This window comes from Actinocrinis sp., assembly GCF_035946395.1.
GTDB lineage: Bacteria > Actinomycetota > Actinomycetes > Streptomycetales > Catenulisporaceae > Actinocrinis.
The window spans coordinates 1-12,141 of sequence record NZ_DASYZI010000098.1; the positions used below are offsets into that span (position 1 = coordinate 1).

Below are 12,141 nucleotides of genomic sequence, written 5' to 3' on the forward strand. Positions count from 1 at the left end.
TTAGATGCTGATCGCCTTTTCGGTAACGCCGCTGGGGGTTGGCGAGGAGGTCGGTGCGTACGTCGCCGACGCGGTACGCGTTGTACGCGAGTCGGGGCTGCCTAATCGCACGGACGCGATGTTCACCACGATCGAGGGCGAGTGGGAGGAGGTACTTGACGTGGTCAAGCGCGCGTATGAGGCGGTGCAGGTACGTGCGCAACGCGACGGGGCTTCGGGCCGTGTGAGCTTGGTGCTCAAGGCCGATATCCGTCCGGGCGTGACCGGTGCGCTGGACGCGAAGGTCGCGGCCGTGGAGCGGTATCTGGCGGCGGCTGCGGAGTGACGGGCTCGCTGTCTTGACAATGCAGCCGCTGCGTTAAGCTGGGACTTTGTACCTGATCGGGCGCCGTCCTAGGGAGCAAGCCGCGTCGTGTACGTCCTACACGCTCTGTTCACCGACGTGGGTTGCTGGGAGTTGTGGGCAGAGGACTCTAGCCGACCGCTGGTCGAAGCGGCGGACGTACGTGCGCCGCGGCCTGGGCCTCGGGGCGGTGCGGACGTGGCGCGGCGGCATCCGTTCGCTGCGGACCCGGCGGTGCTCGCGAAGCTGCTCGCCGCGGCCGGGGATGAGATCTCGGCGCTTGTTGACAGAGCCGACACTCGTGGGAGCGTGCCGATGGCCCTGCCGTCGGATGACGCAGGCCCGTTGCCGTCGACTGGCTTCGCGCGGTTTGTCCTTGACGGTGTCGATGGCATCAGTGATGTGGGTGGGCCAGGCGAGGCGGGAGTGGCGGGGGCGGCGAGGTCGGCTTCGGGGCGTGCGGAGCACGCGGAGGCTACGGGACGTTCGGGCGCGGCTTCGGGACGTGCAGCGACTCGGTCTGTGAAGCGGGGCGCGAGTAGGGGACTTCGTGCGTGGATCGTCCCGACACTTGTGTTCGAGGCCCATGACGGGGCTGCACTGCTCGCCGTTCTGGACGGCGAGCGACTGGCCACGTTCGATGCCGACGGCGCGGAAACGGATGTGCCGCTGGCCGAAACGGTGCGATTCGCCAGTGCGGTCGCGCAGTTCGCCGATGGTCTGGTGCGTCGCGGCGAGATCCTGCCCGATCTCGATGTCGACGAGGACAGCGGCGATCACCATGCTGTCTGGCGGCCGGTCTACGCGTTGGGCAGCGCCGCGCACCGTAAGGCGTTGATCGATGCGATGCCACCGGTGTTCCGTGCTCAGCTGCTGGACGCCGAGCTCAGTGGTCGATCGGCGGCGGATGTGTTGGACAGCGCGATAAACGCACTTATCGATGCGTACGTCATCGATGCGCTCACGGGTCCGCACGGGCTGCACGGGGAGTCGCTGGTGCCGGCGCGATCCGGCGCAGGTGCCCGCGCACTTACTTCAGCCGACGAGCTTTGGCTTGACTCGTTGACGTCGGCTCACGGGAACCTTTTGGATCCGGACCTCCTGGACTTTGAAGACGCCGAACAACTCCTGACAGCGCTCGACGAGTGGCGTACGACGCATGGCACGGCCGCTGGGCCGGTGCGTACATGTTTCCGGCTGCTGGCTCCGGCTTCGCAGGATTGGGGCGGTGACGGCGTCGGTGGTTTTGACGGCGCGGATGGCTTGGTCGATGTCGGGGACTCCGGCATGGGTGGGGGCGTGGGCGTGGGTGAGGGTGGGAACGGAGGCGGCGGTGATGTCAGTGGTGCGGCGTCGGGGTGGCGGGTTGAGTTGTTGCTTCAGTCGGTCGAGGACCCCTCGCTGTTGGCCACCGCGCACGAGGTGTGGCATCGGATTGGCGCGGCGCGGCTGCTGCGCGCGGCCGGGGCTGATCCGCGGCGCGATCTGCTTGCCGGGCTCGGGCGTGCGGCGCGGGTCTTCCCGGCTCTCGGCTCGACGCTGCGGCAGGCTTCGCCGACGCAGGTTCTGCTCGACGCGGACGGTGCGCACGACTTCCTGACACGGATCGCCCCGGCGCTGGCCGGCAACGGCTTCGGCGTACTGCTGCCGTCCTGGTGGTCGGCCGGGCGTGCGGAGCTGAGCTTCACGCTCGTCGCCACGCCTCGGGCCGAACAGCCTGCGCGGGCCGGACGGCGGTCCGGAACCGGCTTCGGGCTCAACGTCCTGGTGGACTACGAATGGCGCGCTTCGCTCGGCGGGCAGGCGCTGACCGAGGAGCAGTTCCAGGCGCTGGCCGAGGCCAAGAGCAGTCTGGTGCGGCTGCGCGGCCGCTGGGTCGAGGTGGACCGGGACAAGCTGGCGGCGGGACTCAAGGCGCTCGGCTCCCGGCGCAGCGGTGCGATGCGGGCCGGGGAGTTCCTGCGCACCGCGATGTTCGGGCTCGACGGTGACGGGCTGCCGCTTGAGGGCGTCGAGGCGCAGGGCTGGCTCGGCGACCTGCTCTCCGGCACGGCCGAGCAGCGCTGCGAGCCGATCACGGCCCCGGCCGGATTGCGTGCCACGTTGCGTCCGTACCAGGAGCGCGGCGTCGGGTGGCTCGCGTTCATGGAGCGCGTCGGGCTGGGTGCTGTGCTCGCCGACTCGATGGGGCTTGGGAAGACTATCCAGGTGCTGACGCTGCTTGAGATTGAACGTGCGGCGGCCTGGGGTGCTGGTGCGGGTGATGGCGTCGGTGCGGGTGCGGGTGCGGGTGCGGGTGCGGGTGCGGGCGTGGACGGTGGTGCTGGTGCCGGAGATCGGAGGGTGCGGCCGACTCTGCTGGTGTGTCCGATGTCGCTGGTGGCGAACTGGCAGCGTGAGGCTGCGCGGTTCACGCCGCAGCTTGAGGTGCACGTGCATCACGGGGCGGAGCGGCTGTCGGGGGAGCAGTTCCGGGCGGCGGTTTCCGACGCGCACCTGGTGATCACCACTTACGGTCTCGCGTTGCGCGACCGTGCGGAACTGGCCGCGGTGGACTGGCACCGCGTGGTGGTGGACGAGGCGCAGGCCATCAAGAACGCCGGGACGAAGCAGGCCCGCGCGGTGCGCGCGCTGGCCGCCCCGCATCGCGTGGCGCTCACCGGTACGCCGGTGGAGAACCGGCTGGCCGACCTGTGGTCGATCCTTGAGTTCGCCAATCCGGGGTTGCTGGGCAGCGCCGAGTCGTTCCGGGAGCGTTTCGCCCGGCCGATCGAGCGCGACGGCGACGAACGCGCGGCCGCGCGGCTGCGGCGGGCGACCGGGGCGTTCGTGCTGCGCCGGGAGAAGACCGATCCGGTGATCATCAGTGATCTGCCGGAGAAGGTCGAGATGAAGGTGGTCTGCAACCTGACGAAGGAGCAGGCCTCACTGTATCAGGCTACTGTCGACGAGATGCTGCGGGAGATCGCCAGCGCGCAGGGGGTCGGCCGGCGCGGGCTGGTCTTGGCGCTGCTCACCCGGCTCAAGCAGATCTGCAACCATCCGGCGCACTTCCTGCGCGACGGCTCACGGCTGCCCGGCCGCTCCGGGAAGCTGGCGCGCGTCGAAGAGCTCTGCGATGAGGTGCTGGCCGCGGACGAGAAGGCACTGCTGTTCACGCAGTACGCCGAGTTCGGCGGGATGTTGCGTACGCACCTGGCCGAGCGTTTCGGCCGCGAAGTGGCGTTCCTGCACGGCGGCGTGCCGAAGCGGGCGCGCGACGAGATGGTGCTGCGCTTCGAGCGACCGGACGGTCCGCCGTTGTTCGTGCTCTCCCTCAAGGCCGGGGGAGTGGGCCTGAACCTGACGGCGGCGAACCACGTCATCCACGTGGACCGGTGGTGGAATCCGGCGGTGGAGAACCAGGCCACCGACCGGGCGTTCCGGATCGGGCAGCGGCGCAACGTTCAAGTACGGAAACTGATGTGCGCGGGCACGCTGGAGGAGCGCATCGACCGGGTGATCGAGGAGAAGCAGGATCTTGCCGAGCGGATCGTGGGCACCGGAGAGGGCTGGCTCACCGAACTGTCCGTCAATGAACTGCGTGACGTGATCCGGCTGGCCGCGGACGCGGTCGTGGAGTGAGGCGGGAGGAGGACGAATCGCGATGTCTCGGGATGCGAGCGCAGGAGCGGGAGCCGGAGCGGACGCGCGGCCGGGTACGAGGCGCTATTCGGAGGACGCGTCGGAGCACGGGTATCCGAATCCGGCGGCGAAGGCACGCCGCGCCGCCGGGATCGCGACGCGTTCCACGCGCGGGCAGGGCGGGGAGAGCTGGTGGTCCAAGCGTTTCGTCGCGGTCATCGAAGGGTTCGGACACGGCGCGCGCCTCACCCGAGGTCGTGCCTATGCCAGCGGTGGCAACGTGCTGGATCTCTCGGTGCGGCCGGGCGAGGTGGCGGCGAGCGTGCAGGGCACCCGGTCGAAGCCGTACAGCGTCCTGCTGCGGATCGACGTGTACTCGCCGGAACAGTGGGCGCGGGTCGAGCGCGCGCTGGTGGAAACGCCCGGGTATGTCGCGGACCTGCTCGACGGCCGGATGCCCGAGCGGATCGACCGGGTGTTCGCCGCCGCCGGGCTGACCCTGTTCCCGGTGCGGCGCGAGTTCCGCACCGACTGTACGTGCCCTGATTGGGAGAATCCGTGCAAGCACGTCTCGGCGACCTGCTACATCCTCGCCGAGCACTTCGACCGCGATCCGTTCGCCCTGTTCGCCTGGCGCGGCCGGGATCGCGCGGCGCTCGCACGCCGGCTCGAATCGCTGCGCGACGAGGATGCGTGGCAGGAGGCTGAGGAAGAGCCGGAAGACACGCCGCTCACGCGGCTCGTCGACGAGTTCTGGCGCTCGGACGCGGCGTTGCCCGAACCGCTCTCGACGCGTTCGGACACGCCCGCGGGCGCGATCCTCGACCGGCTCGGCCCGGTCGGCCGACAACTGCGCGGTCAGGATTTACGGGACCTGCTACGCCCCGCCTACCGCGCGATGCGGGGCGGCCAGGGTTGAGAAACAGCCCGTGAGTATGGCATCACCGAGGGAAAGGTGCCTCAGTTCCCTGGTATTCCTCCCGTCGATCTGGTAATTAGTTACCTCACAGCGGTTACTTCAAGAGGCAACTATCTCTACAGTCACCTCATACAGCGCCGTCGCGATTTGGCGAACGCGCCGGCTGGTGGAGGGCCGGCGGTTCCGGGGCAGGTGCGGGGTTCCGGAGCCGCCGGAGAACTGTGTGTCCTTTTGTGCAGTGAACGCGCGCGTGTACTTCGGTGATTTCGGTGCGCTAGGCGCGGCAGAGGATCTCGCCGTGCGCGATGGACAGCCAGCCGTCCGGGTCGGCGCCCCAGGCGAGCCAGCCCTTCGAAAGCGCGTGCAGGTCGGCCTCCGTGGCCAAGCCCCGGTCCAGCGCTTCGCGTGCGAACTGCGACTTGGTGACCCGATCCGCCCATAGGCCCGCCCACCACGGCCGGTCCCGGTCCCCGGCGTAGCACCAGGTGGCGCAGGACGCGGTCACGTCTTCGAACCCTGCCTCGTGCGCCCAGGCGAGCAGGCGGCGTCCGGCGTCCGGCTCACCCCCGCCTGCCCGTGCCACGGCCAGGTAGAGCCGAAGCCAGGCGTCGAGTTCTGGCAGTTGCGGGTACCAGAAGAACCCGCTGTAGTCGCCGTCGCGGGCGGCGACGATCCCGCCCGGCTTGCACACCCGCCGCATCTCGCGCAGCGCCCCGACCGGGTCGGTGACGTGCTGGAGCACCTGATGCGCGTGTACGACGTCGAAGGTGCCGTCCGGGAAGTCGAGCTTGTGCACGTCGGCGGCGGCGAACTCGATCCGGTCGCCGACCCCGGCGTCGGCGGCGTGCGCCGCGGCCTGTTCCAGGATCGCCGGCTCCTTGTCGACCGCGACGACGCGGCCCGGCGCTACCAGTGCTGCCAGGTCCGCGGTGATCGTGCCCGGCCCGCAGCCTACGTCGAGCAGCGTCAGACCCGGCCGCAGGTGCGGCAGCAGGTATGCGGCGGAGTTCTGCGCAGTGCGCCAGGCGTGTGAGCGCAGGACCGATTCGTGGTGGCCGTGGATGTAGGTGACTTCCCTGTCGGTCATCGCACCAAGTTCCTTCGTCTCCGCGGACGTGCCGTTCTTGTGATTCCATGCCGACCCTAGCATCACGTCTCACTGGGTGAGTAAGTATGTATCGGTATTCGAGACATCGACTGCGGCATGGCGCGCGCGGGCGGCGGCGTTGACTTACTACGATGGGCCTCGAACCAGAAAGGAGCCGGCTCATGAGCATGAGCGACAGTGGTGACCCGCGGCAGGTAGTGGACAGCCCGACCGGCTGGGTCGCCGATCACATCCGGCAATACGTAGAGTCCGACGGTGAGGCGGGCCACGAGTGGCGTGAGGGCGTTCCGACCCTGCTGTTGTCCGTGAAGGGCCGCAAGTCCGGAGTCTGGCGCCGTACCGCGCTGATCTACGGCCGTGACGGCGAGAACTACGTCATCGTCGCGTCCAAGGGCGGGGCCGAAACGCACCCGATGTGGTTCCTGAACGTGCGTGACAACCCGGACGCCGAGATCCAGGTCGGTTCGGAGAAGGTCGCGGTCCGTGCGCACGTCGCCGAGGGCGAGGAGCGCGCCCGGCTGTGGGACGCGATGGCCGTCATCTGGCCGGATTACAACAACTATCAGACAAAGACGAGTCGGCAGATCCCGGTCGTCGTGCTTGAGCCGGTTGGTTGATCTGCTGATCCCTTGAGCTGTAAATCCGACAGCCGGTTCGGTCACGCACCGTGGTTCGTGGCGCGTGACCGAACCGGCTGTCGGCAGTCGGCCGGGTCAGCCCTTCACACAGATGACCTGGCGCAGCTCGGCGACGATCTCGACGAGGTCCGTCTGAGCGGCCATCACCTGCTCGATCGGCTTGTACGCGGCCGGGATCTCGTCGATCACGCCGAGGTCCTTGCGGCACTCGACGCCCGCGGTCTGGGTGAGCAGGTCCTGCTCGGTGAACGACTTGCGGGCCTTGGCCCGGCTCATCCGCCGTCCCGCGCCGTGTGAGGCGGAGTTGAACGCGGCGACGTTGCCCAGTCCGCGCACGATGTACGAGCGCGTGCCCATCGAACCCGGGATGATGCCGTGCTCGCCGGCCCCGGCCCGGATCGCGCCCTTGCGGGTGACCAGCAGCTTCTCGCCGTCGTACTCCTCCTCGGCCACGTAGTTGTGGTGGCAGGAGATGACCTCGCCGAAGCTCGGCGCCGCGGCCTTGAACTCCCGGCGCACCACGCTCTGGTAGAGCGCGATCATCACGGCGCGGTTGAGCCGCGCGTACTCCTGCGCCCAGCGCAGATCGGCCAGGTAGGCGCCCATCTGCGGCGAGTGCTTCAGGAACACCGCAAGGTCGCCGTCGACCAGACCCCGGTTGTGCGGCAGCGACCGCGCGACGCCGATGTGGAACTCGGCCAGCTCCTTGCCGATGTTCCGCGAGCCGGAGTGCAGCATCAGCCACACGCGGTCCTCGGTGTCGAGGCAGAACTCGATGAAGTGGTTGCCCGAGCCGAGCGTGCCCATCTGGCCCGTCGCCCGCTCACGGCGCGCCTTGACTGCGGGAACGAGCTCGTCGAACCGTGCCCAGAACTCGTTCCAGCCGGTCGCCGAGAAGCCGTGCAGCTTCGTCCCGTCCACCGGCCGCAGGTGCGAAGCGCGGCCGACCGGGATCGCCGCCTCGATCCGCGAGCGCAGGCGGCTGAGGTCGTCCGGCAGGTCCGCAGCCGTGAGTGAGGTCCGCACGGCGGTCATGCCGCAGCCGATGTCCACGCCGACGGCTGCCGGGCAGACTGCGTCACGCATCGCGATGACGGAACCGACGGTCGCGCCGATACCGACGTGGACGTCGGGCATCACGGCGACGCCCGCGATCTGCGGCACCGTGGTCACGTTGAAGAGCTGCTGGAGCGCCTGAGGCTCCACAGTCGCCGGATCAGCCCACAGACGGATCGGCACGTGGTGACCGGGCAGCTCGGTCATGGGCATGGTGAAACGACCTCCATGGTCAGGACGTTAATGCATTGGCGCGATGCGTGGTCGCGCGGATGAGTGAGTGCGTAGAAGTGCGCGTGATGGACTGCGATCACGAATGGGAGGGCGCGGCCGCAGCCGGTCGGTGAGTCGAGCGACTCGACCTATTTGGCGTAGCGGCGCAGTCGAGCGGGCCTTCGACAGCGGAGCGGGTGATGGCGCAACATCGCTGGAGACCTCCTCCCGATTCGCGACGGCTTGTGAAGACCGCCGCGCGCGCCCGCTCGCACCTTACGAGCTGTCGGCCGCGCCGCGGTCTATGAACCCATAGATGGCCGTGACGCAGCAACGCATTATTCGTCGACTCGACCCCGGTTGGTATGCGAGCGGAGGCCGGTTACGCGGCGGCGGGCTCTGCGATGGACGGTACGTTGACCGTCACCATGCGCGTACTGAACCGTTCGGTGACATATCCGTCCGGGAATTGCTTAGCGAGGATGACGCGCTCTTCATGCAGGAACTCGTCCCTGTTGGGCAAAGCGGCAATGAAGGACTTCGACACCAGATTGTCCAGGTGGCGGTCCAGCGGGATGGTGCGTTGCCAGGAGAACTCGTGCGTCCTGACGACGAGGCTGGGGTACGTGGCGAATTCGTTGTCCCGATCGCCGTAGGGGCCGCGGCCGACCCGCTGCCACTCGGGATCGGCGGCCGCGATCCGCAGTTCCTGTTCGTGCTCCCATTCGCTGTCCCGGTGGGTGAGGTTCCACCAGGCCGCGAACACTCCGCCGGGTCGCAGGATCCTCATGAACTCCGGGATGGCCCGCGCCGGGTCCATCCAGTGCCACGCCTGAGCGCTGGTGACCAGGTCGGCACAGTGCCTCCGCAACGGCAGCGCGGTCGCGCTGCCGCGCACCGCGCGTACACCGGGGGAGGTGGCGGCCAGCTGTGCCAGCATCGGCCCGGAAAGCTCGACCACGGTGACCACGGCGCCGCGGCCGGCCAGCTGCCGCGAGGCGATCCCGGTGCCCGCACCCAGATCCACGACATCGGCCCCGGCCAACGGCCTGCCGAGCCTGCGCTCCACGGCATCGTAGAGTGCCGTGGGATAGTCGGGCCGTCCTGAGGCGTAGTTCGCCGCCACCGTGTCGAACTTGGAGCGTTCGGTCATCGCCGTCCCTCTCGTCGGTGAGTACCGATAGGGACCTTAACCGATCACGTCGCAGTATCTGGCGCGCTGTCAGCCGATAACTCGGTAGTGGTACTCGTGGTGCGTGGCGAACCCGAGCGCGTCGTAAAGCGCGATTGCGGGCGCGTTATCCGGGGTGACTTCTAGGAGCACATCGGTCGCCCCGCGCTCGTCTGCCCACTCCAGCAGGGCGTCCATCACGAGCTTGGCCAGACCGCGGCGGCGTGCGTCCGGTGCGGTCTCGACCGCGTTGACGGCGACCCACTGTGCGGGCGCGTCGTCATCGGGAGCTGAGACGAGTACGGCGCGGCCGACCGCGACCGGTGCGCCGCTCTCGCCGTCGTAAACCGTTGCGTACCGCATGTCGTCGCCGGATCCGAGCACTGCCTTCGTAACCGGCGGCAGGTCGCCGCCGCGGTAGAGCGAGAGCCAGTCGTCGGTGGGCGTGTCGGTGAACGACTCCTTCACGCCGATCGGCGCCACGCTCAGCAGCGTGTCCAACACGTCCTCGACGCGCGCAGTCTGCCGAGTGGCGCGCGCGATGGCCTCGGTGTACCCGAGCCCCGCCAGCGCGAGATCGAGTTCCGATCCGACGATCACCTTGATGAGGGCCGGAAGGCTCCGCTCGGCGTACCAGGCGCGCACGGCCGCGACCGCCTCGGGCAGCGGTCGCGCGAGCCGGCCGATCGGCCAGGCCGAGTTCGCTCGGTGGGTGAATCCATCCGAGGCGCGCAGATGCCAGCCGTCCACGTGCGTGGTCTCGGCGAATCCCCAGCCCGCGGAGGCTATCGCGAGTAGGGCGTCAGCAGTCGGCGTCTCGGCCATGGCTTCTCTCTCCACTGGATAATCGGTGGGATACAATGCCGTGCCGGACGGCTGCGGTCAAACTACGGTGTGTTCATACCCGCTCTTCGAAGTCGGTCGAGCGGCGGGCCGAGGCGAACCGTGCTGTGGCGGAGTCCGACCGCTGGCTGTGTCAGCTGGGCTTCACCCGCACCTTGTCGACAACGTCACACATCGAATGGTCCGAGTTCGCCGGGAGCATGTGGTGCCTGGCGACCTCGCGCAGCATCTCGCGCAGCGACTTCTGCTCCGCGTCGCTGAGGGCGGCCAGCAGCTCCGACTCGGCCGCGCTGATCGCGGTCTGCGCGGCGGTGAGCCGGTCGCGGCCGGTCACGGTCGCACGGATCAGCCTGCTGCGGCGATCGTTCGGGTCCGGCAGCCGCTCGACCAGGCCGGCCCGCTCCAGATCGTCGACGAGATAGACCATCACGGTGCGGTCGACGCCGAGTTGTTTGGCCAGCTCGGCCTGGTTGCGAGCGCTGCAATTGACGGCGCCGGACAGCGCCTGGAAGCCGCGGTGCCCGTGCGGGAGATCTGCCACGGCGCGGTCCATCGCGTCCACGTGCGCCCGGAAGCACTGCGCGAGCAGCCAGCCGAAGTTGTCCTCGAAACCGGCCGGGATCATGCCGGGAGACGCGCCGTTCATGCGGCAGTCCCCCGCGCGGCGGCTTGCCCCATCTGGTGGATCTCCCGTCTGCCGAACGCTGGTCCTTGACATCCGAGGATACCCCCGATCGGAGACTTGACAAATAGTCTGTGCAGAAGACAGTCTTGGAGATAGATCAGCTGTCCGGCAGACCACCAGGAGCTACTCATGGCGCACCTCCTTCACGTCGATTCCTCGGCTCTCTCCGTCGGCTCCGTCTCGAAAGAGGTCGCGGACACGTTCCGCAAGGCCTGGCAGGAGGCACATCCGGGCGGCACGATCACGCATCGCGACCTCGGCCTTCAGCCGGTGCCCGCGCTCGCCGAGGCCGGTATCCACGCCGAGTTCGTCCCCGCCGACCAGCACTCTCCGGAGCAGGCCGCCGCCTACGCGCTGCGGCACGAGTTGGTGGCGGAGGTTCTGGCCGCGGACACGTACCTGCTCACGGTGCCGATGTACAACTGGGGCATCCCGTCGACGTTCAAGGCCTGGCTGGACCAGATAATCCTGAGCGGTCGCACGCTCACCTTCGACGGCAAGCCGCCGCTCGGCGGCCGACCGGCCACCGTCGTGCTCGCCTACGGCGGCGGCTATGACCCGGGGGCGCCGCGCGAGGGCTGGGACTTTGTGCAGCCGTACCTGGGGACCGTGCTGGGCAAGGCGCTGGGACTCGACCTGACGGTGATCAAGACGCAACTCACCCTGGCCGAGCGGAATCCCGCGATGGCCGATCTCATACCCGCGGCCAAGGAACTGCGTGCCGCGGCACATGTGGCCGCGCAGTCGCACGCCCGGGAACTCGCCAGCCGATTCAGCGGCTGATGCGCGCGTTGGACCCGGTGATCTGAGCGGATGTCAGCAGTGGTCGGGCGGCTTTAGGAGTCTGATGAAGATCTTGCAAACGGGCCCGGACCATATCGGTTTGTCCCGATCGATGTTTACTGGCGAACCAGGGCGAACCGGACTGTCGGAGCAAGATCTTCAGTGCACTCCTGGAGCGGGTCACCACGAGGACGAGCCCGGTGAGCACCACCAGCGCGCCGAGCAGCATCGGCGTGGTCACCGATTCGGCGCAGTCCGAGGAGTCGCTCGCGCTGCTGCTCGACGTTGCTCGACGGCGAGGTCGACCTCGCGGTGGTCATGATCGCGCCCAACCGCACGCTGCTGGCCGAGCTGCGGATTGTGCTCGAACCGCTCGTCATCGACGGCTACCGGGTCGCCGTGTCGGCGTCGGCGGGCCACCCGCTCGTCTCGCGGATCGAAGCGGTGGCTTTGCACGAACTGGCCGGGGGAGCCGTGGATTCAGTCGCGCGTCTGGACCTCGTGCCACGAGATTACCGCAGCGGCCTGCGCAACAGCCGGCTTCCAGCCGCACACGGCGTATCAGCGGCGCATCGCACGACGGACTTCCTCGTGGCGTTCGGCGCGGGGGTGCTCGCCAATGCCACAGCGCGAGATGACGTGGTGTGGTGTGATGTGGCTACAACACTACGACACTCCGTGACTACATGACTACGTGCGTGAATGACTACATGCGTGATTCGGGAGCGGGGCAGTGAGTTGCCTGTGGGCGTAGGCCG

At 68.6% G+C, this 12,141-nt stretch carries 12 protein-coding genes; 6 read left to right on the plus strand and 6 right to left on the minus strand.

The annotated features are described in order from the left end of the window. Positions 1-4 precede the first annotated feature (4 nt). From VGS97_RS06405 to VGS97_RS06415, 3 genes are all read left to right on the plus strand, one after another. Complete coding sequence (locus tag VGS97_RS06405) at positions 5-325, plus strand: MTH1187 family thiamine-binding protein (RefSeq protein ID WP_326852331.1); 321 nt, start codon at positions 5-7, stop codon at positions 323-325. A 591-nt stretch (positions 326-916) separates the two neighbouring features. After that, positions 917-3,967 carry a DEAD/DEAH box helicase gene (locus VGS97_RS06410; RefSeq protein ID WP_326852296.1) on the plus strand — a complete coding sequence of 1,017 codons (3,051 nt, stop codon included), beginning with the start codon at positions 917-919 and terminating at the stop codon, positions 3,965-3,967. Positions 3,968-3,989: 22 nt separating this feature from the next. Beyond that, on the plus strand, positions 3,990-4,886 hold the full coding sequence (locus VGS97_RS06415; protein ID WP_326852297.1) for an SWIM zinc finger family protein: 897 nt from the start codon (positions 3,990-3,992) through the stop codon (positions 4,884-4,886). A 274-nt stretch (positions 4,887-5,160) separates the two neighbouring features. Here the strand turns inward: VGS97_RS06415 and VGS97_RS06420 are convergent, their stop codons facing one another. Further along, positions 5,161-5,973, minus strand: a complete 813-nt coding sequence (locus VGS97_RS06420; RefSeq protein ID WP_326852298.1) for a methyltransferase domain-containing protein — start codon at positions 5,971-5,973, stop codon at positions 5,161-5,163. Between the two features lie 188 nt (positions 5,974-6,161). On the opposite strand from VGS97_RS06420, the gene VGS97_RS06425 reads away from it, so the two are divergent. Then, the gene (locus VGS97_RS06425) at positions 6,162-6,611 is read left to right on the plus strand and encodes a nitroreductase family deazaflavin-dependent oxidoreductase (RefSeq protein WP_349262005.1); all 450 of its coding nucleotides are present in this window, start codon (positions 6,162-6,164) and stop codon (positions 6,609-6,611) included. A 96-nt stretch (positions 6,612-6,707) separates the two neighbouring features. On the opposite strand, the gene VGS97_RS06430 is transcribed toward VGS97_RS06425, so the two are convergent. The 4 genes from VGS97_RS06430 to VGS97_RS06445 form a co-directional block, all read right to left on the minus strand. After that, a complete protein-coding gene (locus tag VGS97_RS06430; RefSeq protein WP_326852300.1) occupies positions 6,708-7,901 on the minus strand; it encodes an RtcB family protein in 1,194 nt (397 codons plus the stop codon). Positions 7,902-8,283: 382 nt separating this feature from the next. After that, the gene (locus tag VGS97_RS06435; protein ID WP_326852301.1) at positions 8,284-9,054 is read right to left on the minus strand and encodes a class I SAM-dependent methyltransferase; all 771 of its coding nucleotides are present in this window, start codon (positions 9,052-9,054) and stop codon (positions 8,284-8,286) included. 69 nt (positions 9,055-9,123) lie between these two features. Further along, positions 9,124-9,897 carry a GNAT family N-acetyltransferase gene (locus tag VGS97_RS06440; RefSeq protein ID WP_326852302.1) on the minus strand — a complete coding sequence of 258 codons (774 nt, stop codon included), beginning with the start codon at positions 9,895-9,897 and terminating at the stop codon, positions 9,124-9,126. A gap of 151 nt (positions 9,898-10,048) precedes the next feature. Continuing rightward, positions 10,049-10,561: a MarR family transcriptional regulator gene (locus tag VGS97_RS06445; RefSeq protein WP_326852303.1), complete on the minus strand. Its 513-nt coding sequence runs from the start codon at positions 10,559-10,561 to the stop codon at positions 10,049-10,051. A gap of 168 nt (positions 10,562-10,729) precedes the next feature. Between VGS97_RS06445 and VGS97_RS06450 the strand changes: the two genes are divergently transcribed. Further along, the gene (locus VGS97_RS06450; RefSeq protein ID WP_326852305.1) at positions 10,730-11,383 is read left to right on the plus strand and encodes an FMN-dependent NADH-azoreductase; all 654 of its coding nucleotides are present in this window, start codon (positions 10,730-10,732) and stop codon (positions 11,381-11,383) included. Here the strand turns inward: VGS97_RS06450 and VGS97_RS06455 are convergent. Then, positions 11,373-11,624 (minus strand): hypothetical protein, encoded by a 252-nt coding sequence (locus tag VGS97_RS06455; protein WP_326852307.1) that lies wholly within the window; start codon positions 11,622-11,624, stop codon positions 11,373-11,375. The genes VGS97_RS06450 and VGS97_RS06455 overlap by 11 nt on opposite strands. 44 nt (positions 11,625-11,668) lie before the next feature. On the opposite strand from VGS97_RS06455, the gene VGS97_RS06460 reads away from it, so the two are divergent. Further along, positions 11,669-12,073, plus strand: a complete 405-nt coding sequence (locus tag VGS97_RS06460) for a hypothetical protein (RefSeq protein ID WP_326852308.1) — start codon at positions 11,669-11,671, stop codon at positions 12,071-12,073. Positions 12,074-12,141: the final 68 nt, after the last annotated feature.

Bases quoted from the DNA above. Each gene is read 5' to 3' on its own strand.
- VGS97_RS06420 (WP_326852298.1), bottom strand. From the start codon at position 5,973: ATGACCGACAGGGAAGTCACCTACATCCACGGCCACCACGAATCGGTC.
- VGS97_RS06405 (WP_326852331.1), top strand. From the start codon at position 5: ATGCTGATCGCCTTTTCGGTAACGCCGCTGGGGGTTGGCGAGGAGGTC.
- VGS97_RS06450 (WP_326852305.1), top strand. From the start codon at position 10,730: ATGGCGCACCTCCTTCACGTCGATTCCTCGGCTCTCTCCGTCGGCTCC.
- VGS97_RS06430 (WP_326852300.1), bottom strand. From the start codon at position 7,901: ATGCCCATGACCGAGCTGCCCGGTCACCACGTGCCGATCCGTCTGTGG.
- VGS97_RS06440 (WP_326852302.1), bottom strand. From the start codon at position 9,897: ATGGCCGAGACGCCGACTGCTGACGCCCTACTCGCGATAGCCTCCGCG.
- VGS97_RS06415 (WP_326852297.1), top strand. From the start codon at position 3,990: ATGTCTCGGGATGCGAGCGCAGGAGCGGGAGCCGGAGCGGACGCGCGG.
- VGS97_RS06425 (WP_349262005.1), top strand. From the start codon at position 6,162: ATGAGCGACAGTGGTGACCCGCGGCAGGTAGTGGACAGCCCGACCGGC.
- VGS97_RS06445 (WP_326852303.1), bottom strand. From the start codon at position 10,561: ATGAACGGCGCGTCTCCCGGCATGATCCCGGCCGGTTTCGAGGACAAC.
- VGS97_RS06435 (WP_326852301.1), bottom strand. From the start codon at position 9,054: ATGACCGAACGCTCCAAGTTCGACACGGTGGCGGCGAACTACGCCTCA.